The 24288-nt window shown below is 71.5% G+C and carries 20 protein-coding genes; 7 read left to right on the forward strand and 13 right to left on the reverse strand.

Annotated features, from left to right (window positions below; translation table 11 throughout):
* Positions 1-154: 154 nt before the first annotated feature.
* The 3 genes from IEZ11_RS15225 to IEZ11_RS15235 all read right to left on the reverse strand — a co-directional run bounded on the left by IEZ11_RS15225 (position 155) and on the right by IEZ11_RS15235 (position 2917).
* Positions 155-859 (reverse strand): Crp/Fnr family transcriptional regulator, encoded by a 705-nt coding sequence (locus tag IEZ11_RS15225; RefSeq protein ID WP_229713029.1) that lies wholly within the window; start codon positions 857-859, stop codon positions 155-157.
* 286 nt (positions 860-1145) lie between these two features.
* Entirely contained in the window at positions 1146-1913 is a 768-nt protein-coding gene (locus IEZ11_RS15230; RefSeq protein ID WP_189263265.1) for a TIGR03943 family putative permease subunit, read from the reverse strand.
* Positions 1910-2917: a permease gene (locus IEZ11_RS15235; protein ID WP_229713056.1), complete on the reverse strand. Its 1008-nt coding sequence runs from the start codon at positions 2915-2917 to the stop codon at positions 1910-1912. Before IEZ11_RS15235 ends, IEZ11_RS15230 begins: the two co-directional genes overlap by 4 nt.
* A 207-nt stretch (positions 2918-3124) precedes the next feature.
* On the opposite strand from IEZ11_RS15235, the gene IEZ11_RS15240 reads away from it, so the two are divergent.
* A complete protein-coding gene (locus tag IEZ11_RS15240; RefSeq protein WP_189263472.1) occupies positions 3125-5050 on the forward strand; it encodes an NAD-binding protein in 1926 nt (641 codons plus the stop codon).
* Between the two features lie 131 nt (positions 5051-5181).
* Here the strand turns inward: IEZ11_RS15240 and IEZ11_RS15245 are convergent, their stop codons facing one another.
* Positions 5182-6990, reverse strand: coding sequence for a S9 family peptidase (locus IEZ11_RS15245; protein ID WP_229713030.1), 1809 nt, complete (start codon positions 6988-6990; stop codon positions 5182-5184).
* Positions 6991-7242: 252 nt separating this feature from the next.
* On the opposite strand from IEZ11_RS15245, the gene IEZ11_RS15250 reads away from it, so the two are divergent.
* Positions 7243-8064 carry an SURF1 family protein gene (locus tag IEZ11_RS15250; RefSeq protein ID WP_189263266.1) on the forward strand — a complete coding sequence of 274 codons (822 nt, stop codon included), beginning with the start codon at positions 7243-7245 and terminating at the stop codon, positions 8062-8064.
* Between the two features lie 129 nt (positions 8065-8193).
* Here IEZ11_RS15250 and IEZ11_RS15255 read toward each other — a convergent pair whose 3' ends face one another.
* The 4 genes from IEZ11_RS15255 to IEZ11_RS15270 form a co-directional block, all read right to left on the reverse strand.
* Positions 8194-9408 carry a hypothetical protein gene (locus IEZ11_RS15255; protein WP_229713031.1) on the reverse strand — a complete coding sequence of 405 codons (1215 nt, stop codon included), beginning with the start codon at positions 9406-9408 and terminating at the stop codon, positions 8194-8196.
* Between the two features lie 116 nt (positions 9409-9524).
* A complete protein-coding gene (locus tag IEZ11_RS15260) occupies positions 9525-10202 on the reverse strand; it encodes a SigE family RNA polymerase sigma factor (protein ID WP_189263268.1) in 678 nt (225 codons plus the stop codon).
* A 455-nt stretch (positions 10203-10657) separates the two neighbouring features.
* Positions 10658-11737, reverse strand: coding sequence for an aspartate-semialdehyde dehydrogenase (locus tag IEZ11_RS15265; protein WP_189263269.1), 1080 nt, complete (start codon positions 11735-11737; stop codon positions 10658-10660).
* Complete coding sequence (locus IEZ11_RS15270; RefSeq protein WP_189263270.1) at positions 11734-13005, reverse strand: aspartate kinase; 1272 nt, start codon at positions 13003-13005, stop codon at positions 11734-11736. The genes IEZ11_RS15265 and IEZ11_RS15270 overlap by 4 nt, the downstream gene beginning before the upstream one ends.
* A gap of 201 nt (positions 13006-13206) precedes the next feature.
* Between IEZ11_RS15270 and IEZ11_RS15275 the strand changes: the two genes are divergently transcribed.
* Both IEZ11_RS15275 and IEZ11_RS15280 read left to right on the forward strand, forming a co-directional pair.
* On the forward strand, positions 13207-13908 hold the full coding sequence (locus tag IEZ11_RS15275) for a response regulator transcription factor (protein ID WP_189263271.1): 702 nt from the start codon (positions 13207-13209) through the stop codon (positions 13906-13908).
* Positions 13905-15257, forward strand: a complete 1353-nt coding sequence (locus IEZ11_RS15280; RefSeq protein WP_189263272.1) for a sensor histidine kinase — start codon at positions 13905-13907, stop codon at positions 15255-15257. Before IEZ11_RS15275 ends, IEZ11_RS15280 begins: the two co-directional genes overlap by 4 nt.
* Here the strand turns inward: IEZ11_RS15280 and IEZ11_RS15285 are convergent.
* Both IEZ11_RS15285 and IEZ11_RS15290 read right to left on the reverse strand, forming a co-directional pair.
* A complete protein-coding gene (locus IEZ11_RS15285) occupies positions 15223-15723 on the reverse strand; it encodes an SgcJ/EcaC family oxidoreductase (RefSeq protein ID WP_189263473.1) in 501 nt (166 codons plus the stop codon). The genes IEZ11_RS15280 and IEZ11_RS15285 overlap by 35 nt on opposite strands.
* 95 nt (positions 15724-15818) lie before the next feature.
* Positions 15819-15986, reverse strand: a complete 168-nt coding sequence (locus IEZ11_RS15290) for a hypothetical protein (protein ID WP_189263273.1) — start codon at positions 15984-15986, stop codon at positions 15819-15821.
* A 112-nt stretch (positions 15987-16098) separates the two neighbouring features.
* Between IEZ11_RS15290 and IEZ11_RS15295 the strand changes: the two genes are divergently transcribed.
* On the forward strand, positions 16099-16821 hold the full coding sequence (locus IEZ11_RS15295; protein ID WP_189263274.1) for a sulfite exporter TauE/SafE family protein: 723 nt from the start codon (positions 16099-16101) through the stop codon (positions 16819-16821).
* Between the two features lie 96 nt (positions 16822-16917).
* Positions 16918-21498, forward strand: coding sequence for a wHTH domain-containing protein (locus tag IEZ11_RS15300; protein WP_189263275.1), 4581 nt, complete (start codon positions 16918-16920; stop codon positions 21496-21498).
* Positions 21499-21507: 9 nt separating this feature from the next.
* Here the strand turns inward: IEZ11_RS15300 and IEZ11_RS15305 are convergent, their stop codons facing one another.
* The 3 genes from IEZ11_RS15305 to IEZ11_RS15315 all read right to left on the reverse strand — a co-directional run bounded on the left by IEZ11_RS15305 (position 21508) and on the right by IEZ11_RS15315 (position 23203).
* On the reverse strand, positions 21508-22173 hold the full coding sequence (locus tag IEZ11_RS15305; protein WP_189263276.1) for a DUF5063 domain-containing protein: 666 nt from the start codon (positions 22171-22173) through the stop codon (positions 21508-21510).
* Positions 22166-22765 carry a recombination mediator RecR gene (gene recR, locus IEZ11_RS15310; RefSeq protein WP_189263277.1) on the reverse strand — a complete coding sequence of 200 codons (600 nt, stop codon included), beginning with the start codon at positions 22763-22765 and terminating at the stop codon, positions 22166-22168. The genes IEZ11_RS15305 and recR overlap by 8 nt, the downstream gene beginning before the upstream one ends.
* Positions 22766-22858: 93 nt before the next feature.
* Positions 22859-23203, reverse strand: a complete 345-nt coding sequence (locus IEZ11_RS15315) for a YbaB/EbfC family nucleoid-associated protein (protein ID WP_189263474.1) — start codon at positions 23201-23203, stop codon at positions 22859-22861.
* Positions 23204-23509: 306 nt separating this feature from the next.
* On the opposite strand from IEZ11_RS15315, the gene IEZ11_RS15320 reads away from it, so the two are divergent.
* Positions 23510-24262 (forward strand): SLATT domain-containing protein, encoded by a 753-nt coding sequence (locus IEZ11_RS15320; RefSeq protein ID WP_189263278.1) that lies wholly within the window; start codon positions 23510-23512, stop codon positions 24260-24262.
* Positions 24263-24288 lie beyond the last annotated feature (26 nt).

Genomic DNA, 24288 nt, shown 5'->3' on the forward strand with positions numbered 1-24288 from the left:
AGGCCTGTGCGTCCACGGCTATACAGGTACAGGGACAGAACCCGGGCCACTCAGCCACCCGATCATTTCCTCTCTGGGCAGTACATGGGCTGATACCGCCCACGAAGTGCTGTCCGAGAGGCTAGGAGAGAGTGCGTGAAGTGATCCCGTACCACTACGGGTTGTCGGCAACGACTTTGGCGAATTCAAGCAGTTTCGGAACGTCACAGATGGTTATGTTGCGGTAACTGCGCTTCACCAGCCCCATGGCGGTAAGAGTTGCCAGATTCTTTTCGGCCGTGGTGAGCCGGAGGCCGGCGAGTGACGCGAGTTCCGCCTGGGTGAGCGTCACCCCGAGGTCGCAGCGCTTTCCGTCGCCGTCCGGCGTGGGCTGGGCGTAGGCCCGGCTCAGCTCGGCCAGTACTCGGGCCAGCCGGATCAGCGAGCCGTAGGCCTGGAAGTCGATCCGGCGCCCGTTGGCCCAGCGCAGCCGGGCGCAGAGCATGTGGAGGATCGCCCGCATGGCATCCGGGTGCCGGGTGAGGAAGGTCTCCAGTGTCCGCACCTGGACGATCCGCGCGGTCACATCACTGCAGGCGATCACGGTGCCGGACCGGGGGCGCTCCTCGAACGCCGCCATCTCGCCGACCAGGTCACCGGCTATGCGGACGGCGAGCAGCATGTCGTAGCCGCTCTCCGCGCTGGCGACGACCTTCACGACACCGGTCGTGATCAGCAGCACGTGCCGGCTCTCGTCGCCCTGTTGCAGCAGTGTGCGATGGGCCGGGTAGGTGATGGGCGTGCCCTGTCCGAGCAGTTCCTCACGTGTCGTGTTCCCCAGCCGGCCGAGAAAAGTGGACGGCGCCCACGCGTGATTCACCAGCACCCCCGACGATCTCGCTCCCGTGACGCGGCACGCCGTTCAAGCGCCCGACCATGCTGCCGCCGGGGGGTGTTGCGACTAACAGGCATGACAGCATGTGGCCTGTTTTTCTCGTTTCACAGCCGAAATTGACCGAACGGCCGCTCCTTAAGGGAACAATAAATTCCACTTCGATCTTTTGGGACCGCCCGTCGAATGTCAGTCCGGATACACGGGAGATACCGGGGATACCCGCAGACGATTCCCGCCCCCGGCCGCAGGGCGGGCGGAGCCTGACACGGGATCAGTTGTTCCAGGTCTCGTCGTACGGGTCGGCCGGGGTCGGGATCGGTTTGGCCTCGGTGACCTGGAGGAACGGGATCGGGCCGTTGTTCACCGGGTCGTGGGTCCGCTTGGTGGTGTAGGTGCCCGTCACCTGGAGCCAGGCGTCCGGCTGGAGGACCGGGGGGATCTTGCCGGTCAGGCCCACCTTCACCGGCTGGGCGTCCGCCGCGCAGCAGTTGAGGGCCATGCGGACGAGATACGGGGTGCCGGCCGAGTCGACGGCCACGAAACCGGCGATCCGGACCTGGCGGCCGGCCAGCGAACGGCCGTGGTCGTACACCGCGCGGCCCGCGTAGTCGACCAGGTTGAGCGGCATCGGGTCGGACTTGGGCAACTTCAGGTAGCCGTAAGGCTGTTGCAGGGCCGTGCCGGTGCGCAGCGCGCTGTAGGAGCCGAGCGCGGGCGGGGCGACGAGGATCAGGGCGAGGAGAGGGAGGACCAGCAGCCAGGAGATACGGGGTTCCGGGTGGGCGTGTGGCTCGGGGTGGGCGTGTGGCTCGGGGTGGGCGGTCGGCTCCGCGGCTGCCGCGGTCTCCTTCCGGGCGCGGGCACGCTTCCACTCGTACCACGCCGTCGCCAGCGCCGAGACGATCAGGACGGCGCCCGCGGCCAGCACCAGTGGCTGGAGGCCCGCCTTGACGTAGCGCAGGTAGAGGTTGGTGCCGCCCGCGTGCAGCAGGGCCGCGCCCACCAGGAACATCACCGCCGCCTGGGCCTGCCGGTTCACAGCAGCACCGCCCCGGTCAGGACCGCGCCCGCGATCGCCGCCACGAAGGTGGCCGGGGCGAAGCGGAGCGCGAAGCCGCGGCCGAAGGTGCCCGCCTGCATCGCGAAGAGCTTCAGGTCGATCATCGGGCCCACGATCAGGAACGCCAGCTTCGCGGTGAGCGAGAACTGGGTCAGGGAAGCCGCCACGAACGCGTCCGCCTCCGAGCAGATGGACAGGAGCACGGCCAGGATCGACAGAGCGAAGATCGCGACCACCGGGTTGGCGGCCGCCGTGCGCAGCCACTCCGCCGGGGCCACCGCCTTCAGCGTCGCCGCCGCCATCGCGCCGAGCACCAGGAAGCCGCCCGCCTGCATGGTGTCGTGGCGGACCGAGGACCAGAACGCCTCCCCCTTGGTCTCGCCCTCGTGGTGCGCGTGCGCCGGCAGCCGCAGCCAGTCGGTACGGCCGAGCCGCTGCCACAGCCAGCCCATCGCACAGGCCACCAGCAGGCTGCCGGCGAACCGGCCCACCACCATCTCGGGGTTGCGCGGGAACGCCACCGCCGTCGCCGTCAGCACGATCGGGTTGATCGCGGGGGCGGAGAGGAGGAAGGCGATGGCCGCGGCGGGAGTGACGCCCCGGCGGACCAGGGCGCCGGCCACCGGCACCGACGCGCACTCGCAGCCCGGGAGGATCACCCCGGCCAGGCCCGCGACCGGTACCGCAAGGGCGGGGTGGCCGGGCAGGGCGCGGGCGAAGAAGGAGGGCGGGACGAAGACCGCGATGGCGGCAGAGAGCAGCACGCCGAGGACGAGGAACGGAAGCGCCTGGACGACCACCGCCACGAACACCGTCATCCAGCTCTGCATCACCGGCTTCGACAGCGCGCCGCGCACCGGGCCCTGGAACACCACGACCACGAGCAGGAGCAGGGTCAGGGCCATGGGCGAGTTGAGGTGCCAGCCCTCCTGGCCGGGCGGGGTACGGCTGCCGTCGCCGCCGGGTGCCCCGTCCTCGGGCACGGCGCCGGGCGGGGCGGCTTTCTCGGTGATGGCCACGGGTCGGATACCTCCGGCACTTCGGTCAGATCGGGGATTATGCCCCCTCCCTCTCCCTACGGGCGGTCAGGGGTGGCTGTTCACCTCGTTGCTGGAACCATGCGTCCCGTTGAGGCAGTCTTTTCCCTCGTGGCGAGCGTTCCGTATCAGGGTGGTGGGGCCCCGGCGCCCATGGTGGTGTGCGGGGACGACGGACTCGCGCACCGGCTGGCCGCCGAGTTGCGCACCGTGTACGGCGAACAGGTCACCCTTGTCGTACCGCCGAACGTGCGCGTCGCCCGGCCGCCGGTCGTCGGACGGGCACGGGCCGCCTCGGCCGCGCTGTTCGACCGGGTGGTCAGTGCGGCCGTGGGACGGACGGGCGGCAACGGGGGTGGCGGTGGTGGCGCCGGTCCGGGCGCCGCCGGTGCCGGTGTGGGCTCCGGCTCCGGCCCCGGCGAAGGGCCGCATGGGGAACGGGTGCTGGAGGCCGTCGAGGCGAGCGAGGCGGTGCTCGCCGAGGCGGGTGTGGAGCGGGCCGCCGCGCTGGCGCTCGTGTACGACGACGACGAGACCAACATCCGGGCCGCCCTCACCGCCCGCCGGCTCAATCCACGGCTGCGGCTCGTGCTGCGGCTGTACAACCGGCGGTTGGGGCAGCACATCGAGGAACTCCTCGACCAGGCGGCCGCGTTGGCGATCGGGGACGCGGACGGCGGTGCGGACGGCGCGGTGGGGGACGCCTCCACGATCGTGCTGTCCGACGCCGACACGGCCGCGCCCGCGCTCGTCGCCACCGCGCTCGCCGGGCGCGGCAGGGTCATCCACACGAAGGGCCTGGTGCTGCGGGCGGTGGAGCTGCCGCCGGGTGCCGTGGAACGGCAGGACGCCGTCGAACGGGGGCTGTTCCCACTGGCGTTGCTCTCGCCGAACGGCACCGGGCCCGAGCCGGCCGAGGGCGCCGGCCGGGAGCGGGGGCCGCGGCTGCTGCCGGACGGGGAGCAGGTACGGGCCGCGGACGAGCGTGGCGTGATGGTGCTGGAGCACGTGTCGTCGTCCGCGGGGGAGGCGGAGCCGGCCGGCCGCGGGGTCGGGGTCGTACCGCCGCTCGCCTCGCTGTTCTCGCGGCGGCTCAGGTGGTCGCTGGCCGGGAGCGTGGGGTGCGTGATCGCGCTCGCGGTCGCGTTGTCCGTGGTGACGGGCATGCATCCGGTACGGGCCTTCTACTACACGCTCCTCGACCTGTTCGCCATCGACGATCCCGCGATCGGGGCGTCGCTCGGCCGGCAGATCCTCCAGCTGCTGACGGGGCTGGTCGGGTTGCTGCTGCTGCCGGTGCTGCTGGCGGCGGTGCTGGAGGCGCTCGGGACCTTCCGGACCGCGTCCGCGCTGCGCAAGCCGCCTCGGGGACTGAGCGGGCATGTGGTGCTCCTCGGGCTGGGGAAGATCGGTACGCGCGTGCTGACGAGGTTGCGGGAACTGCATGTTCCCGTGGTGTGCGTCGAGTCGGATCCCGAGGCGCGCGGGCTGGCGGTGGCGCGGCGGCTGCGGGTGCCGGTGGTGCTCGGGGACGTGACCCAGGAAGGGGTGCTGGAGGCCGCCAAGATCCATCGGGCGCAGGCGCTGCTCGCGGTGACCAGCGCGGACACGACGAATCTGGAGGCGGTGCTGTACGCGCGGTCCGTGCGGCCCGATCTGACGGCGGTGCTGCGGCTGTACGACGACGACTTCGCGACCGCCGTGTACCGGACGCTGCGGGCGGCACATCCGCGCGCCGTCACCCGGAGCCGGAGTGTGTCCTATCTGGCGGCGCCGTCCTTCGCGGGGGCGATGCTGGGGCGGCAGATCCTCGGGGCGATCCCGGTGGAGCGGAAGGTGTTGCTGGTGGCGGTGGTGGAGGTCGGCGGGCACCCGCAGTTGGAGGGGCGGGCCGTGGGGGAGGCGTTCCGGGCCGGGGCCTGGCGGGTGCTGGCGCTCGACGGGCGGCCGGGGGTCGCGGCCGGGGAGTACGTGTTGCGGGGTGGGGATCGGGCGGTGGTGGTCGCGACGAGGAGGGGTTTGGCGGAGCTGTCCGGCCGCCGCCCCCTGCCCACCCACCCACCCGACTCGCTCGGTTGAGAGCTGGGGGTGGGTGGGTTGCGGTGGTGGAGCAGGCGCGGCTGTGCGGGGGCTGAGCGCGCAGTTCCCCGCGCCCCTTACGGGACGCTTCACGAACCGAGTCGGGTGGGTGGGTGGGTGGGAAAGGTGGGTCAGTCTGTCGGTGCTGTCGCCGTAGGCGCGAGGTGGCGTTCCGCGAAGGCCATTTCCAGGCGGAGTTGTTTGATGCGCTCGTCGACCACCAGGGAGCCGTGGCCCGCGTCGTAGCGGTAGACCTCGTGCGGGGCCGAGCGGGCTGCCAGGCGGTTGACGTAGTTGTCGATCTGGCGGATCGGGCAGCGTGGGTCGTTCAGGCCGGCCGAGATGTAGACCGGGGCCTTGACGTCGTCGACGTACGTCAGCGGCGACGACGCGGCGAAGCGCTCCGGGACCTCCTCCGGCGTGCCGCCCAGCAGCGTACGGTCCATCGCCTTCAGCGACTCCATCTCGTCGTGGTAGGCCGTGACGTAGTCGGCGACGGGGACGACGGCGATGCCCACCGTCCAGGACCCGGGCTGGGTGCCCAGGCCGAGCAGCGTGAGATAGCCGCCCCAGGAGCCGCCGGTCAGGATCAGCCGGTCCGGGTCGGCGAGGCCGGACTCGACCGCCCAGTCCCGGACCGCCGCCACGTCCTCCAGCTCGATCAGGCCCACCCGGTGCTTCAGCGCGTCCGTCCAGGCCCGGCCGTACCCCGTGGAACCGCGGTAGTTGATGCGGACCACCGCGTACCCGTGGTCCACCCAGGCCGCCGGGCCCGCCGCGAAGCTGTCGCTGTCGTGCCAGGTCGGGCCGCCGTGCAGGTCGAAGACGGTGGGAAGGGGACCGACGGCCCCGGCCGGCTTCTGGATCAGGGCGTGGATGGGGCCGCCGGGGCCCTGCACCCACGCGTCCGAGACCGGGACGGAAGGGGGGCACTTCATGCCCGGGGGGTCCAGGACGACGTCGCCGGTCGTGGAGCGGACCACCGGCGGCTCGGCGGCCGACGACCAGAGGTACTCGACGGTGTTGTCGGGGCGGGCCGTGGCCCCCGAGACGCAACCCGGCGGGGTCGGGATGCGCTCCAGCCGGTGCGCGGCCAGGTCGTAGCGGAACAGGTCGCTGCGGGCCTTGTGGCTGTGCGCGACGAGCAGCGCGGCGCCGTCCGGATACCACTCCGCGCTCACGTCGCCCGGCAGGTCGAGGGTCAGGTCCGTCTGCTCACCGGAGACGACGTCCCAGACCAGGGGCTCCCAGCGGCCGCGCCGCTGGTGGCCGATCAGCAGGCGCGGGTCGCCATCGACCGGGGCGAAACCCAGCACCTCCAGGCCCAGTTCCTCCGTGCCGCCGTCGGTGTCGTCGAGCTCCGCGACCGTCGAGCCGTCCGGGCGGACCACGCGCAGCGCCGAGTGCATCGCGTCGCCGTGCTCGGTGTGCTCGATCGCGATCAGCGAACCGTCGTGGGAGAGGTCGCCGACGCCCGCCGACTCGGCGTGCCGGTAGATCTCCAGCGGCTCCTCACCCACTCTGACCAGGTAGATCGTCGTACCCTCGGTATCCGTCGAGCGGCCCACGACCGCCGTGCGGCCGTCCCGGCCCAGCGCCAGGCCCGAGGGGTAGGACGGCTCCAGGCCCGGTGTCGCCTCCTCGTCCGCGCCGCCGCCGAAGGGCTGGCGGCGCCAGACGCCGAACTCGTCGCCGTCCTTGTCGTCGAACCACCAGATCCACGCGCCGTCCGGGGAGAGCAGCCCGTCAGTCGTGCCGTTCGGCCGGTTCGTCGCCTGGCGCTGCTCGCCGCTCGCGCGGTCCCAGGCGTACAGCTCGTACGTCCCCGTCGCGTTCGAAACGAACAGGGAACGGTCGGGGGCGTCCTCCGCCCAGTCCGGCAGGGAGACCCGAGGGGCGCGGAAGCGCTTCTCCCAGTCCGGCATGTCGCTCTCACTCATGGCCGCAGTCATGGCCCCATAGTGCCCGTCCGCGCCCACAAAGCGTCGAGGGGCGTCCGCAGCCTGTGGATAACTTTGCGAACCTCCAGGTGGGCGTCTGGGCCGACACCCGCCCACCGGCCCGGCCGCCACCCGCCCGGCGCCCCGGCCGCCACCCGCCCCGCGGCCCGGTCGCCACCCGCCCCGCGACCGCGCCGGCGCGCGCCCACCCCGCCCGTAAACCGTCATGAACCGCCCCGTACCGTGGACGGCGTGTACCGCTTCCTGCTTACACCCCGTTGGTGGGGCATCAACGTCTTCGTGCTGCTCGCCATCCCGTTCTGCATCTTCATGGGGTCGTGGCAGCTGAGCCGCTTCGAGGCGCGGGTCGAGGCGCATCGCAGCGCCGACAGACAGGTCGAGACGGCGAAGACGGAAGCCGCCCGGCCGCTGGCCGACCTGCTCCCCGTCGACCAGTCGACCTCCGGTCAGCGGGCCACCGTCACCGGCCGGTACGCCAAGCAGCTGCTCGTACCCGACCGCCAGGTCGACGGGAAGAACGGCTTCTACGTCCTGACCCTGCTGCGCACCGACTCCGGCAAGGCCCTGCCCGTCGTACGCGGCTGGCTGCCCGGCAAGGCCGATACCGCCGAGGCACCCGCCCCGCCCACCGGCGAGGTCACCGTCACCGGCGCGCTCCAGGCCTCCGAGACCCCGGGGGACGACGGCGTCAGCAGCCAGGGCGGACTGCCGTCGGGGCAGACGGCGGCGATCAGCGCGGCCTCCCTGGTGAACCTGGTGCCGTACTCCGTGTACGACGCGTGGATCACCCTGGACAAGGCCGACTCGGGGATGACGGCCGTACCGGCGACCGCGCCGGACAACTCGGGGCTCGATCTGAAGGCGTTCCAGAACCTCGGCTACACCGGTGAGTGGTTCGTGTTCGCGGGGTTCGTGGTGTTCATGTGGTTCCGGCTGCTGCGCCGCGAGGTGGAGTTCGCCCGGGACGCGGCACTCGGCCTGGTCCCGGACGAGGACCCGGACCCGGACGAGGCTCCGGGCGGGGAGGCCAGGCAGCCGACCGCCGCCGTCTGACCGGCGCCCGACCGCGACAGCCCTCCACCACCAGGACAGCGACAGCGGAGGACCGGCCGTCGCACCACCGGCAGGTCCCCCGTCACGCCGCCGGCGGGACCCTGGTCACACCGGCGGGCGGGACCCTGGTCACACCCCCGGCAGGACCCCGGTCCAGTAGACCGTCCCGGCGCACGCGTTGGTCACCGTCGCCGAGCCGGTCGGAGACCCGGCCTGCGGGGTGTACGAGACCGCGATGCTCCCGTCGGCCGTGCCGTCCTCGGTGAACAGCTGGGTGGTGATGCCGTCCGTCCCGGAGGTGGTCGTACCGGCGCTGCTGCTGGCGCCCTCGGAGGGGCTCGGGGAGGCCGTGGAACCTCCGGTGCCGCCGGTGTCGGTACCGCCGGTGCTGGAACCGCTGGTCGGGCAGGTCTCCGAGGGCACGAAGCCGAACTTCTCCTCGTAGGCCGCGCCGGGCGCCAGGACCAGCCCGGTGAGCTCGGTGGTGGGATCGGGCAGCCCGGCCGCCGCGTCGCCGGAGGCGTGCCGGATCGCGTTGATCTTGGTGGCGTCGGCCGCGCCCTGCGCGAGCAGGCCCACACTGCCGGGGCCGCCGACGGTACAGCTCGTCGCCGACACGTTGACGACGCGGAAGGTGCCGTAGACGACGCCCGTCGAGTCGGGGGCGTCGACGGTGGACGTCGGGGTGCCGAGCTGCGCGGAGGTGCAGACGGGGGAGCTGCTGGCGGCGCTGTCGGTGGGGACGACCTTGGTGCCGTCACCCGCTCCGGTGGTCTCGTTCTTGCCGCCGCCCTTGGCCCCGCCGGGGTTCTGGCCGGTGGCCTGCCCGCTGTTGCCGCCCGCGGTGCTGGCGCCGCCGTCCGGGTTCTTGCCGCCGGCGGAGCCGCCCTGCGCCTGGGAGGCCTGGCCGGCCATGGAGGTGTTGGGGTCGGCGCCGCCGGAGTTGGAGACGTGGATGAGGGCCGGGATCGCGGTGCCGATGAACAGGGCCGCGGCCGCCATCCCGACGGCGGCCTGGCGCTTGCGGGCCCGGCGGGCGGGCACCGCGCGGCGCAGGTGGTCGAGGACGCCGTCGCGCGGCGTGACGTCGTCGACCGCGGAGTGCAGCAGCCTGCGCAGGGCCAGCTCGTCCGCGTCCAGGCCGTCCAGGCCGTCCAGGGCATGCAGGCCGTCCAGGCCGTCCAGGGCATGCAGGCCGTCCAGGGCGTCCAGGCCGTCGTCGGCTTCGCGACCGTCGGCACCGGCACCGGCACCGGCACCGAAGCCGGCGCCGAGCCCGTTCCGGAGCCCGTCAGGGCCCTGTCCCGCGCCCTCGGGGCCCTTCTCGTCGGGGCCGTGGTTCACAGTTCCGTTCCCAGCGTGCGATTGCGTGTGCTCTTGCTCGTGCTGTTCTGGCGTCGGCTCGTGCCAGGCGTAGGGCTCGTGGCGGTCATGGGAGTCGCCTCCCTCGGGGCTGTCCGTCATGTCGTCGCCTCCATCGCCACCCGCAGGGCCGCGATACCGCGCGAACCGTACGCCTTCACCGAACCCAGCGAGATGCCGAGCGTCTCGGCGACCTGGGCCTCGGTCATGTCGGCGAAGTAGCGCAGGACCAGGACCTCGCGCTGGCGGCGCTGGAGGCCCTTCATCGCCTTGATCAGGTCGCGCCGCTCCAGCTGGTCGTAGGCGCCTTCCTCGGCGCTGGCCGCGTCGGGCATCGGCTTGGAGAGGAGCTTGAGGCCGAGGATGCGGCGGCGCAGCGCGGAGCGGGAGAGGTTGACGACCGTCTGGCGCAGGTAGGCCAGGGTCTTCTCCGGGTCCCGGACGCGTTTGCGGGCGGAGTGGACGCGTATGAACGCCTCCTGGACGACGTCCTCGCAGGAGGCGGTGTCGTCGAGGAGGAGCGCGGCGAGGCCGAGGAGCGAACGGTAGTGCGCCCGGTAGGTCTCGGTGAGGTGGTCGACGGTGGTGCCGGCCGCCGTCGCCGTCTCCTCCGAGCCGTCGCGCTGACCGGGTATGCGGGTGGGCCGCGCTGCAGGCATGGGCGCGATCACCGGCATGCCGCCGGACGTGCCGGGCCTGCGGGGGCGCAGACCGGCGCGGGGCGGCCGCAGGGCCGTCGCGCCGCGGGGCGCACTGAGTTCGAGAACCTCTGCCACGCCAGTTGGACACGCCTACCCCCGATGGGGTTGTACGTGCCGCACATCACTTTTACGTCGGGCATGTCGGACGGGCGCACACCGAGCCCCTCGCACGGGCGCGCACCGGTCCAGCCCGACGGTGCCTCAATTGCCGTCATGCGTCCCGCTCTTCCCCTATGTCCCATATGAACGGGCGTCCCCACGCCCCGATCACGGCGTCCCCACGCCAGGATCATGCGTCCCCGCGACCCGAGGGCCCGGTTGCGTAAGCGCCCGGTAAGCGGGCGACCGCAAAGACGCTCCCCGCCGCCCGCATGGTTGCGGAGGACGGGGAGGAAAATCTTCGAACGCGAAGGGGTCGCGATTCAAGAGGTTTGGACCATGCTCCCGAACACACTTCTTACGCGGATCCTACCTGTGGGCCCGCTCCCACCCGGACCGCATCCAGACCGTTTCCCATGGTCACGGGCGCTTCACACGAATTCCGCCGCTCCTGAACGGCCGGTCAGCTCGGCCGCCACCAACTCGGCGATCTGAGCGGTGTTCAGCGCCGCCCCTTTGCGAAGATTGTCCCCGCACACGAAGAGTTCCAGCGCGGTCGGGTCGTCGAGCGCCCGCCGTACCCGCCCGACCCAGGTCGGATCGGTGCCCACCACGTCGGCGGGGGTCGGGAACTCACCGGCGGCCGGGTTGTCGAAGAGGACGACGCCCGGGGCGGTGTCGAGGATCTCCCGGGCCTTGTCGACGGTGACCTCGCCCTGGAAGCGGGCGTGCACGGTCAGGGAGTGGGTGGTGACCACCGGGACCCGGACACAGGTCACCGCGACCGGCAGCTTCGGCAGCCCGAGGATCTTGCGGGACTCGTCCCGCACCTTCATCTCCTCCGACGACCAGCCGTCCTCCCGCAGCGACCCGGCCCACGGGACCACGTTGAGCGCGACCGGCTCCGGGAACGGCCCGGTGAGGTCCCCGACCGCCCGCCGTACGTCACCGGGCTTGGTGCCCAGATCCGTACCCGCGACCATCGACAGCTGGGCCCGCAGTGTCTCCACGCCGGCCCGCCCGGCCCCGCTCACCGCCTGGTACGACGACACCACCAGCTCGCGCAGCCCGAACTCGGCGTGCAGCGCGCCCAGGGCGACGATCATCGACAGGGTGGTGCAGTTGGGGTTGGCGACGATCCCGCGCGGCCGGTTGCGGGCGCAGTGCGGATTGACCTCGGGGACGACCAGCGGCACCTCGGGGTCCATCCGGAAGGCCCCGGAGTTGTCCACCACGACGACGCCCTTGGCGGCGGCGACGGGCGCCCAGCGCGCGGACACCTCGTCGGGTACGTCGAACATCGCGACGTCGACCCCGTCGAAGGCCTCCTCCGACAGGGCCACCACCTCGGCCTCCTCGCCGCGCACGGCCAGCTTGCGGCCGGCCGAGCGCGGTGAGGCGATCAGGCGGATGTCGCCCCAGACGTCCGCCCGCTGGGACAGGATCTGGAGCATGACCGTGCCGACGGCCCCGGTCGCTCCCACGACCGCGAGCGTCGGCCTGCCCGTCATCGGCCGGTGCCTCCGTAGACCACGGCCTCGTCGGAGTCGGAGTCCAGACCGAAGGCGGTGTGCACGGCGCGCACGGCCTCCGGCACGTCGTCGGCGCGGGTGACGACCGAGATGCGGATCTCGGACGTCGAGATCAGCTCGATGTTCACACCGGCGTCGGACAGGGCCTCGAAGAAGGAGGCGGTGACTCCCGGGTTGGTCTTCATACCGGCCCCGACCAGCGAGATCTTGCCGATCTGGTCGTCGTAGCGCAGCGAGTCGAAGCCGATGCCCGACCGGTTGCGCTCCAGCGCGTCGATGGCCCGGCGGCCCTCGGTCTTGGGGAGCGTGAAGGAGATGTCCGTCAGGCCGGTGGCCGCGGCGGACACGTTCTGCACGACCATGTCGATGTTGATCGCGGCATCGGCGATGGTCCGGAAGATCGCGGCGGCCTCGCCCGGCTTGTCCGGCACACCGACGACCGTGATCTTGGCCTCGGAGGTGTCGTGTGCGACACCGGAGATGATGGCCTGCTCCACCTTCTTGTCCCCAATCGGCTTGCTGCTGACCCACGTGCCCTGCAGTCCGCTGAAGCTGGACCGGACGTGGATCGGGATGTTGTAGCGGCGGGCGTACTCCACACAGCGGTGGAGCAGCACCTTGGAACCGGAGGCGGCGAGCTCCAGCATGTCCTCGAAGGCGATCCAGTCGATCTTCCGCGCCTTCTTCACCACGCGCGGGTCGGCGGTGAACACACCGTCGACGTCGGTGTAGATCTCGCAGACCTCGGCGTCGAGCGCGGCGGCGAGCGCCACGGCCGTGGTGTCGGAACCACCGCGCCCCAGCGTGGTGATGTCCTTCTTGTCCGCGCTGACGCCCTGGAACCCGGCGACGATCGCGATGTTGCCCTCGTCCAGGGCCGTCCGGATCCGCCCCGGCGTGACGTCGATGATCCGGGCTTTGTTGTGGACCGAGTCGGTGATGACGCCTGCCTGGCTGCCGGTGAACGACTGGGCCTCGTGGCCCAGGTTTTTGATCGCCATGGCCAGCAGTGCCATGGAGATACGCTCTCCGGCGGTCAGCAGCATGTCGAACTCACGCCCGGCAGGCATCGGGGATACCTGCTCGGCGAGATCGATCAGCTCGTCCGTCGTGTCGCCCATCGCGGAAACGACGACAACCACCTGGTTGCCGTTCTTCTTCGCTTCCACGATTCGCTTGGCGACGCGCTTGATGCCCTCGGCATCGGCTACGGAGGAGCCTCCGTACTTCTGCACGACAAGGCCCACGTGCGCTCCTCGCTCGGTTCGTCTGTGTCGGCTCATTTTAACGAGCGTCCGAAATCCACCGGCGTGCTCCCGCATGGTGAGACCGGCCGGACCTCCGCGCTCGCGACCGGAGCCTGCCCAGACAACGGAACGCCACGCGGGAAAGTGCCCCGGCTCACAGTCGGCCCTGTGCCTGAGGTTTCAAGCACTAGGGTGCGGGGCGTGCGCGTACTTCTGGTGGAAGACGACGAGCCGGTCGCCGAATCCCTGCGGCGCGGCCTGCGACGGTACGGCTTCGAGGTCGAGTGGGTGACGACGGGCGCCGCCGCGCTCGCCCACTCCGCCCCCTGCGACCTGGTCCTCCTCGACCTCGGCCTGCCCGACACGGACGGCCTGGACGTGTGCCGGGCACTCCGCCGGCGCGGCGACCTGCCGATCATCGTGATCAGCGCGCGCAGCGACGAGACGGACCGGGTGGTCGGCCTGGAGCTGGGCGCGGACGACTACGTCTCCAAGCCGTTCGGGGTCCGCGAGGTGATCGCCCGGATCAGGGCGGTGCTGCGCCGGACGCAGCCCCGGCCGCCGGACGCCGGCCCCGACCGTTACGGCTCCCGCCTCACCGTGGACCGCAAGGCGGCCCGGGTCCGCGTGGACGGCGCCGAGGTCGCGCTGGCCCCCAAGGAGTACGACCTGCTGGCCTTCCTCACCGAGGAGCCGGGCGCGCTGATGTCGCGCGAGCAGATCATGGAGGCGGTCTGGGACGCCAACTGGTTCGGCCCGACCAAGACCCTGGACGTCCATGTGGCCGCCCTGCGCCGCAAACTCGCGGGCGCGATCACCATCGAGGCGGTCCGGGGCGTCGGCTTCCGCCTGGAGACAGCCGGGGGCGACGACGGCGACACCCGCGGCGCGGACACCTCGTGAACCGCCAGCTCATCCGCAGCTACATCCTGCTGGTCGCGGTCGCCATCCTGCTCTTCACGGTCCCCGTCGCCTTCACCCTCACCAAGCAGCTGCGCGACGACACGGAACTCTCCGTCCTGCGCGAGGCCAAGACCATGGCACTGCTGCTGGGCGGCAGCGACAGCGTCTCCTGCGAGGCGCTGACCGAGGTCGCGAAGGCGTACGACCGCGAGTCGCCCGGCACGGTCCAGGCGACCCCCACCCCCGCCTGCACCCCGGACCTGCCGGAGCCCGCCGCCGACCCGGCGCTGACCCGGGCCGTGACCGACGACGAGCCGACCACCGACTGGGGCTCCGACTTCATCTGGGGCAGGCACCTCACCGTCACCGTCCCCGCCGAGGGCGACGCGGCCGTCCGCATCGTCTACTCCACCTCTGACATGACCACCCGGTTCTGGCAGATCTGGGGCTTCCGGGCCGGCCTGGCCGTGCTCGTCCTGGCGGCGGCCGCCGCGATCGGCGCGGTCGCGGCCCGCCGCATCACCCGTCCCCTGCGCGAACTCAACTCCATGGCCAGCAGGTTCGGCGACGGCGACCTCACCGCCCGCTCCCCCGTGACCGGCCCGGCCGAGACCCAGACCCTGGCCCGCACCCTCAACCAGGGCGCGGAGCGCCTGGACACCCTGGTCGCCTCGCAGCGCCGCTTCGTCGCCGACGCCTCGCACCAACTGCGCACCCCGCTCACGGCGTTGCGGCTGTCCCTGGACAACATCGCGGACGGCGTCGACGACGAGTCCGTCCGCGAGGACGTGGAACAGGCGACCGCGGAAGTGGTCCGGATGAGCCGCCTGGTCAGCGGTCTGCTGGTGCTGGCGCGCGCGGAGGCGAAGGTGACGGCGCCCGAACCGCTGCACCTGCTGGACATCGTGGACGAACGCCTCGCGGTGTGGAGACCGGCCGCCGACGAGCGCGGAGTCCACATCGCGCTCAGGGGAGTCGCCGACGGCCGGCCGTCTGTGCTGGCCGGTCCCGGTCATCTGGACCAGGTGCTGGACAACGTGCTCTCCAACGCCCTGGAGGTGTCCCCGGACGGCGCCACGATCACCGTGCGCGTCGAGGCGTCGGCCGACGAGGTGGCGCTCTCCGTCCTGGACGAGGGCCCCGGCATGACGGACCAGGAGAAGTCCCGTGCCTTCGACCGCTTCTGGCGCGGCCAGGGCCTGACCGGCCGCTCCGGCTCGGGCCTCGGCCTGTCCGTGGTACGGCAGTTGCTGACGGACGACGGCGGCACGGTGACCCTGCGGGACGCGCCGGACGGCGGCCTGTGGGTGCGGATCAGCCTTCGGGCATCACCGAGGAGTGGTGGTTGACGATGAGCCACTTCCCGCCGCGCTTCTCGTACTCGTAGGTGTAGCGGGCCTCGACGACCCGCTCGGCGCCGGTCTTCGGGTCGGTCAGGGTGAACTCGTAGACGCCCGTGTCGATGGCGGAGTTGGTGTCGAGGACGTTGACGATCGTCTCGACCTTCTTGCCGACCGGTTTGTTCTGCAGGAAGTGCTCGAAGTAGTCGACGATCTCCGCGTGGTTGGTCCGGATCTTGTTGCTCACGGTCGGGAGCAGCACCGCGTCCTTGGCGTACAGGTCGGCGACCTTCTCCGGGTCACCGGTCCGCAGAGCCGCGTTCCACTTGTCGAACAGTCCGGCGATCTGCTTCTTGCTGGGCTCGCGCGGCGGCTTGGTCCCACCGGCCTGGCTCACCCCCACGCTCACCGTGGCGGCGGTGGCGAGGGCGGAGGCGACGACGAAGGCGGCGCGTATGCGATTCTTCCGGCTCATCCGGTTCTCTCGGTTCATGACCCAAGACTCGCTTTCCACCGGTTAACTCCCGTCCAGCCGACGTACAACGGACGTGCAGGGTTGGTCCAATTCCCTCAGCCGCGCAGCAGACTCACCCCGGCACCCAGCGAGACGACCCCCATCCCGACGGCGGTCAGCACGCCCTGCGTGCCGTCGACGACGAAGGGCGCGGCGGCCGCGACGACGAGGTTGAAGAGGAAGAGGAACCACAGGACGGGACGGGAGGAGAGCAGCGGCTTCATGGCGGAATCCTTCGGTTTCGGGCTGGTTGACCTTGTGAGATCAACGATCCCGGCTCCCGGGATCCGGAACGAGGGAGCGCGCTCCCGAAGCGACGGTGTAGCCACTTACACCATGACGACGACGCTGATACCTCTGACCGGCATCGTGCTGCTGGGCGCGAGCGTGCAATGGCTGACCGGCATGGGCTTCGCGCTCGTCGCCGTACCGGCGCTGATCCTCCTCCTCGGCCCGGCCCAGGGAGTCGCCCTGGCGAACTGCGCGGCGGGCGCGATCAGCGTGGTCGGTCTGGCGGGCGGCCTGCGCCGGGTCCGGCTGGCCGCGATGGTCCCGCTGTGCGCGGCGGCGGCCTGCACGGTCCCGGCGGGCACCTGGCTGACGCATCGGCTCCCGCCGCCGTACCTCCTCCTGACCATGGGCGCCCTGGTGACGGTGGCCGTCCTCCTGGTGATGCGCGGCGCCCGTCTGGCCGCCCTCGGCGGCCGGGGCGGCGCGCTCACGGCGGGCGCGGTGGGCGGCTTCATGAACTCGGCGGCGGGCGTGGGCGGCCCACCGGTCTCCCTCTACGCCCTCAACGCGGGCTGGACGGTACGGGAGTTCGTGCCCAACGCGCAGTTCTACGGCGTGGTCGTCAACGCGTTCTCGGTGACGGCGAACGGGATCCCGGCCCTGAGCGCGGCCGAGTGGACGGCGGTGGGTACGGCGATGGTGGCGGGCGGGGTGATCGGCACAGCGGTGGGCGACCGCCTCCCCGAACACCACGCCCGCCGCCTGGTCCTCCTGCTGGCCCTGACCGGCGGGGCGACGGCGGTGGCGAAGGGGGTGTGGGCGCTGTGACGGTGCCCGAGATCCGCTGTTCCCGGGCTGCCCACCAGATCAGGCCAGTACGGTGTGGACACAGGGGCGAGGGCGCACAGACACGGGGATCCGACCATGGCGGAACTGCTGGGGTACCGGAGGGCACTGGCCGAACTCATGGAGCTGGCCGGGCATCCCGAAGCCGCCTCCGTGCGCGCCGAGATGCGGCAGGACCTCACGCGGGCTCAGCGACCGCCGGCGGACAGCACGGTCGCGGACTGGATCGCCGGACGGGCGGTCCCCCGCCACAACGGCGACCTGGACCTCCTCCTGTCCGCGGTCGAACGGATCGTGGCGGCGAACCCGCACGCCACGGCACCGTGCCTGCCCAGCCGCCGGCACTGGCACGACCTGGCCGGGCAGGCCCGCGAGTCACCTCCGGCGCCACCGGAGTGGCGCAAGGACGTCGTGGCGTCCCTGGCCTGGAAGCTGATCCCCCCGGACGACCAGGAGCGGACCGAAGACCTCCGGCACGAGGCCGCGGAAGCCGCCGACCGGCTGGCCGGACTGTACGCGTCGGTGCGGCAGTTCCTCGCCGACGACCCCTGGCACGACGAGCACCTCCCCGGCAGGGTCGCACGCCGGGTCAATCACCTGGTCCATCTGCTCCAGAACGGCCGGGAGAGCCGCCTCACCCTGTCACCCGCCGAGGCGGCCCTGATCGCCCTGCTGCCGCTCGTCCACCACGTCCACCGGTCGCGCACCTCGGCCGGCCTGTCCCGGGTGGACCCGACCGACCTGGGCCGGCAGACTTCCGCGGGCCCTGAGCGGCAGATGTACGAAGTGCTGCTGCACGCCCATGAACGGCTGCTGCGCCGGGCCGAACTGGGCGTACTGAAGGACCGCCGGAGCGGGCAGCGCGAGATCGGCTGGTGGCTGTTCGAGCAGTGGACCGCGCGTCAGCCGGGGCGGCTGCGCGACCTCCTGTCGGACACCGGTGCGGGCCGGACCGGTCTGGGCGGCCTGCTGGATCCCGAGCTCCTGTCCAGACTGCTCGCGTCCGTCCACGCCAGGCCGAAGGAGCTCTTCGACACCGCCCGGCCCGAGCACCTGCGCGCCGACCCCTTCCAGCTCGACCTCGACGGACGCGACTTCCAGACCGTGCGGGAAAGGCTGGTGGGCCCGCTGTTCGCGGTGGCCCACGGCATGGCGATCGAGGTCACCCACCTGCCGTCGGTGATCGTCAGGCACGTGGGCATTCCCGACCCGCTGGACCCGGCCCGGCTGCTCACCACGGTGGACACCGCCTCCTGGCAGCCGCGCGGGGACGGGCTGGGCCTCAAGGCCGGCTGCGACCACCCCGCCGTCGTGGCCGCGCTCACCGAGCACACCGGCCGGCTGGAGTCGCTCCTGCGTGCCGTACGGCGCGGCGCCGACACCGCGCTGGACGGCCTCCCCGGCTACACGCACGCCGACGAGGTGCGCGAACAGGACGACCAGGGCCGTGCGGTGCCCGTCGACGGAGTGATCCGGTTCCGGCTCGACGAGGAACGCGTCCAGGAACTCCTGATGGGCGAGAACCTCTACCGCGACCGCTCCCTCGCCATCCGTGAGCTCTACCAGAACGCCCTGGACGCCTGCCGCTACCGGCGCGCCCGCGCCCAGTACCGCGACGGCTTCAGCGCCTACCAGGGCCGTATCGAGTTCGTGCAGGGCTACGACGAGGACGAGGGCCGGCACTACCTGGAGTGCCGGGACAACGGCGTGGGCATGGACGAGCTCACCCTGTCGGAGGTCTTCGCACAGGCCGGGGTCCGCTTCACGGATCTCCCCCGCTTCCAGGAGGAGCGCCGGGAATGGCGGGCCCGGGGCATCACGGTCCATCCCAACAGCCGCTTCGGCATCGGCGTGCTGAGCTACTTCATGCTCGCCGACGAGGTCCGTGTGACGACCTGCCACATGGACGGCGCCGACGGCCGCCCCCGCGAACTCACCGTCCTGATCAGCGGGCCTGGCCACTACTTCCGGGTGCGTCCCACCGGCCGCCCCGGCACCACCGGCACCACGGTCCGCCTCTACCTGCGCGACGGCGACAAGGCCCCCTCCTGCGTCTCCGAACTCCGAAAGCGCCTGGGCATCGCCGAGTTCACCACCACGGCGACCCACGGCACCCAGACCGCGGAGTGGAAACCGGGTGTGCTGATGCGCCGCAAGCGCCAGCAGCTCCAGACACACGGTCTGGAAGCCGACGGCGAACTGGTCCCCGCGTCGGGCGGCGGCGAAGTCGTCTGGTGCGAGCTCGGCGGCGGCGTACTGGTCGACGGCATCTTCACCGAACCCCGGGTCCGCGACGGCGTACTGGCCGATCCGCAGGGCACCCGCCGGCTGCGGGGCGTCATCGTCAACCTGGTCGGGAGCGACCGGCCCAAGCGGCTCTCCGTCGACCGTACGGAGATCCTCGACGACGACATCTGCGCGACGGTGGAACGGCTCGTCAAAGCCGCGCTTCCGGCCCTGACGGACTCCGGGGAGCGCCTGCTGACCACCCGATGGCTGTCCGAGGTCGCGAACGAGAGCCCCCTGCTCGCGGACCTGGTGACGGAGGCCGCGGCGGCCGCAGGCACCGAACTGGAGCTGGACGGCCGTCGCACGCCGGTCTCCGCCACCGGGTTCTTTCCCCCCGACCTCCGAATCGTCGGCCGGTCCGACAACACGTACCGCGTGCCCAGGTCGAGACTGCCGGTCACCGATGTCAGCGGTGAACCGGACGGCACCACCCTTCTGTGGCGGCTGCTCGCCCACCGCCCCAACGCGGACCTCGCCGCTCTGACCCTCCTCGTACCGGAGCTGGACCGGGTGGCGAGCGTCCTGCCCGCCCGTCCCTCGGACGTGTTCCTGCGGACCGAGTCGCACGGTTTCTCGTCGGGAGGTCTGAGTTGGTCGTCCTACAGCGGTACGGCGCAGAAGTCCACGCCAGGGCACGCCCTCACCGTCGCCCAGCTCACCGGAGTGCCCTACAGCGGCGTCCTGGCCCGCATGAGGCAACTGGGGATGACGGCGCCCCCACCGCCCGAAGGGCGACCGTCCATCGACGCGGTCAACTTCGCGCTGCTCGGTAACACCTTGAGCGAGACCGGATCCAGCTACAACAGGTGGCGCGACGTCAAGGAAGCGGTACCACCCGGCCATCTCGTCAGCGCCCACTTCGAACTGGACATCAGTGTCTCCGAAGCGGCGGAACGGATGCGGTCGTTCGGGTTCACGGTCCCGGACCTGGGGCCGCAGGCGGATACACCGGACGACCGGACGCTGGGTCTCCTGCGCGACGAACGGTCCTTCGGTCAATGGCTCGGCATCGGCTCCCTCGTGCCCCCGGGTCATCTCGTGCGCGCCTCGCTGGAACTCGGCATGAGCGTCCGTGAGGCCGCCCGTCGGCTGCGGACGTACGGATTGCTCGTTCACGAACCCGACGACACGGCGAGCACCCCCGATGAGCACACGCTGCGACTGCTCTCCACGGGGCTGACCGGCACCTGGTGGCTGGACACGCGCGACCCTGTTCCGATCGGCCACGTCTTCCACGCCGCCGCCACCTTCGACCGGCCCGTCCTTGACGTGGTGGATGAACTCACCTCGTACGGCTTCCTGTTCGACCTTGCTCCCGGCTTCGTATGGCCGACACTCGACCGGCTGAAGAAGGGCACGGACTACGGCTGGTCGGCGGCCAGCTGGGCTGCGCTGTATGCCGACGGAACCGTCCCGGGCGATCTGCTGGCGTATCTCTCGGCGGCCTCCGGGACACCGCTCCACGAAATCGCCGAGTGGACCGGCGCGTTGGGCCTGCGCCCTCCCGAGTCCCTGCCCCAGGAGGCGGAGGCCGCCGATGCCGAGATCCTCGGAACACGGTCCTACGAGGCATCCGGCCACCGGATCGGAGCGGGCCGCGCGGTCTCCACGAACTTCGTGGCCGAGGCGGCTCTGCAGACGGGTCTTCCGCCGCGCGCCGTGGTGGCGAGACTCCGCGCCTACGGTGTGCAAGCCCCGCCGGGCCCCTTCCCCGAGGCCGTCGAACCCACCGACCCGACCATCCTCGTCAGCGCCCTTCGGGAGCCGCTCCCGCCGGGCCGGCCGGTCTCCGTGCACCACGTGATTCAGGCGTCCCGTCAGCTGGGCACATCACCTCGGCAGGTGCTGGACCGACTGGCCGAGTACGGCTTCACCGCACCTGTTCTCCCGATGCCGGACAGCGTCGGAAGATTCGACCTGGAACTGCTCTTCACACGACCGACCATCATCGACGATGCCGATCATTTGAGGATGGCGACGTTCACCCGGGACATGCTGCCCTGGGACGAGCCGGTTCCGGTCCATCACATCGTCAGGGCTGCCACATACCTGCGCATCGATCCGCACGAGGTCGCCGAACGGCTCGCCGCCTACGGATTCCGGCTTCCCGACACCGAACCGCACCAGCTGGACAGCGCCGATCTCGGCCTCTGCAACGGTGGTTCCCGGTCGGGTGAACCCGACTCGATCCTTCTCAGAGGGCCGATCAGGGATTTCCTGTACCTCGCGCACTCCACGACCATGCCGCCGGAAGAACTCGTCGCGCGGCTGAAGCGGCTGGGTGCCGACGTGCACCGCGTGGCCGACGAAGTCCGAGCGACGCTTCCCAAGGTCCCCGGCCTCGTCATGGCACCCGAGGCCGGGGAGTGAACCGGGGTGTTACCGCTCGGCCGGGCGCAGGCCCAGGGAGCCGCCGATCTCCTGTTCCATGACCTGGCCCGCCTCGAACTCCAGGGTCTCGTCGCCGATCGTGTCCTGGTCGGTGTCCAGGCCGTCCAGTTCCTCCAGGGGCTGGTTCAGGCGGACGTGGATCAGGACGGACTGGAGGGCGCGCAGGACCGCGGAAGCCGTGGGGCCCCAGTTGGAGAAGTAGGAGAACTGCCACCACCACAGGGCCTCCGTGGTGCGGCCCGCGCGGTAGTGGGCCATGCCGTGGCGGAGGTCGGTGATGATGTCGGCCAGGTCGTCCGAGATACGGGCCGGGACGGGCGCCTTGCGCGGCTCGTAGGGGTCGAAGACCTCGGAGTAGACGTCGATCGGGTCCAGCAGGCGCGCGAAGTTCTCGCGGAGCTGGTCGACGTCCGGTTCCGGGCCCAGGTCCGGCTCGTAGCGCTCGTCGGGGACCATGTCCTCGTGCGCGCCGAGACGGCCGCCGGCCAGCAGGAGCTGGGAGACCTCCAGGAGGAGGAAGGGCACCGCCGAGTCCGGTTCGTCGCCCTTCGACACCTCCGTCACGGCCACCAGGAAGCTCTCCACCTGGTCCGCGATCTGGACCGCGAAGTCGTCCGGGTTCTGCGCGGTCGCGTGCAGCGTGGCGTCAGACATCTAGGAGTCGTCTCCCCTCGAAGGCGCGGCCGAGGGTGACCTCGTCCGCGTATTCCAGGTCGCCACCCACCGGGAGGCCGCTGGCCAGGCGGGTGACCTTCAGGCCCATGGGTTTGATCATGCGGGCGAGGTAGGTGGCAGTCGCCTCGCCTTCCAGATTCGGGTCCGTGGCGAGGATCAGCTCGGTGACCGTGCCGTCCGCCAGCCGGGCGAGCAGCTCTCTTATCCGCAGGTCGTCGGGGCCGACGCCCTCGATGGGGCTGATCGCGCCGCCGAGCACGTGGTAACGGCCGCGGAACTCGCGGGTGCGCTCGACGGCCACCACGTCCTTCGGCTCCTCCACCACGCAGATGACCGTCGGGTCGCGGCGGGTGTCGCGGCAGATGTTGCACAGCTCCTCCTGTGCCACGTTGCCGCAGGTCGCGCAGAAGCGGACCTTCGCCTTCACCTCCAGGAGAGCCTGCGCGAGACGCCGTACGTCGGTCGGCTCGGCCTGCAGGATGTGGAAGGCGATCCGCTGCGCGCTCTTGGGACCGACGCCGGGCAGCCGCCCCAGCTCGTCGATGAGGTCCTGAACCACGCCTTCGTACAACGGACTGCCCTTCCTGGAGTCTTTCGGTACGTACCGTAGTTGGCTGCCGCCTGTCCTAGGAAGGCGGTACGGGTGTCGCGCGGGCGACGAACATCAGAACGGCAGTCCGGGGATGCCGCTGCCGCCGCCCAGCCCCTGCGCCAGCGGGCCCAGCTTCTGCTGCTGGAGCGCCTGGGCGTTCGCGTTGGCCGCCTGGACCGCCGCCACGACCAGATCGGCCAGGGTCTCGGTGTCCTCCGGGTCCACCGCCTTCGGGTCGATCTTCAGCGCCCGCAGCTCGCCGGAGCCGGTCACGGTGGCCCGTACCAGGCCGCCGCCCGCCTGTCCGTCGACCTCCGTGTTCGCCAGTTCCTCCTGAGCCCGCGCCAGGTCCTGCTGCATCTTCTGGGCCTGCTGGAGCAGCTGCTGCATGTTGGGCTGGCCACCACCGGGGATCACGATCAGCTCCTGGGTCGGGTCCGGATTTTCTCTGTTGTGCATGAGCCTACGTGGTCGACGCAGCCATCGCCCCGCCACTCTTTCGAGTGAGATTCCCGAGAGTCCTATACCTGATCAAGGCCCACTTCCGGGCGGAAAAGAGGCGAAAGCCGGAGCTTCGCCACCCATTGGGCGGTAGGAAGGGTTCCCGTCGTCAGCATCCATTGTCAGGTCCAGTGCCAGGTCCAGTGCCGGGTCCGGTGCCAGGCCAGGCGTCACGGAACGTGACCGGTCGGGATCGGTTCGGGGTCAGTTAAGGAGTGCCGGGTGGGTCAGCCGGAGATGCAGCCCGAGGGACCGCCTCAGGACGGGCGGGGCGAGGGCGCGGCCGGACTGCGGCCGGGTGATCTGACCGCGCGGGCGTTCCCGCTCGGGGACTGGGGTGAGCCGGCCGAGCGGCTCGACGAGCTGTACCGCTGGGTGGAGCGCGGGGCGCTGGAGACCGCCGCGTGGTATCTGACGGACCGGGTGTGGAAGCGGCGGGGGGCGCGGGCGCTGCGCTGCGGGGCGGCGGTGGGGGCGGTGCTGGGGGCCGCGCTGCCGCTGCTGGACCTCACCGGAGTGGTCGGCGGGGTCGCGCCCTGGGGGTATCTCGCGCTGCTGATGGCGGTGTCCTGCGTCGGCATCGACCGGTTCTTCGGGGTGACGTCCGGCTGGATAAGGGACATGGCCACCGCGCAGGCCGTGCAGCGGCGCCTGCAGGTGCTCCAGTTCGACTGGGCGTCGGAGAGCGTGCGGGAGGTGCTGGGGCCGGCGGAGGGTACGGCGAGCGAGGCGGCGGACCGGTGCCTGGGGGTGCTGCGGAGGTTCTCGGAGGACGTGACGGAACTGGTCCGTACGGAGACGGCCGACTGGATGGTGGAGTTCCGGACGGGGCCGACGCCGCTGGGCATGCAGGCGACGGTGGCGGCGGGGCCGCGGGCCGACGCGGGCCATCTGAACGGCCGGTTTCCGCTGCCGCCGGGTGCCCACGGGGCTCGGCCGAACATGCCGCGGCAGCGGCCGCCGGACCCGAGGTGAGGGTGCGGGGGCCCGGCGGACGACAT

This window comes from Streptomyces fuscichromogenes (genome assembly GCF_014645815.1).
Taxonomy (GTDB): domain Bacteria; phylum Actinomycetota; class Actinomycetes; order Streptomycetales; family Streptomycetaceae; genus Streptomyces; species Streptomyces fuscichromogenes.

Coding starts and splice junctions, on each gene's coding strand:
- IEZ11_RS15290 (WP_189263273.1), bottom strand. CDS start 15,986: ATGAAGCCGCTGCTCTCCTCCCGTCCCGTCCTGTGGTTCCTCTTCCTC.
- IEZ11_RS15300 (WP_189263275.1), top strand. CDS start 16,918: ATGGCGGAACTGCTGGGGTACCGGAGGGCACTGGCCGAACTCATGGAG.
- IEZ11_RS15305 (WP_189263276.1), bottom strand. CDS start 22,173: ATGTCTGACGCCACGCTGCACGCGACCGCGCAGAACCCGGACGACTTC.
- IEZ11_RS15245 (WP_229713030.1), bottom strand. CDS start 6,990: ATGAGTGAGAGCGACATGCCGGACTGGGAGAAGCGCTTCCGCGCCCCT.
- IEZ11_RS15265 (WP_189263269.1), bottom strand. CDS start 11,737: ATGACGGGCAGGCCGACGCTCGCGGTCGTGGGAGCGACCGGGGCCGTC.
- IEZ11_RS15285 (WP_189263473.1), bottom strand. CDS start 15,723: ATGAGCCGGAAGAATCGCATACGCGCCGCCTTCGTCGTCGCCTCCGCC.
- IEZ11_RS15240 (WP_189263472.1), top strand. CDS start 3,125: ATGGTGGTGTGCGGGGACGACGGACTCGCGCACCGGCTGGCCGCCGAG.
- IEZ11_RS15295 (WP_189263274.1), top strand. CDS start 16,099: ATGACGACGACGCTGATACCTCTGACCGGCATCGTGCTGCTGGGCGCG.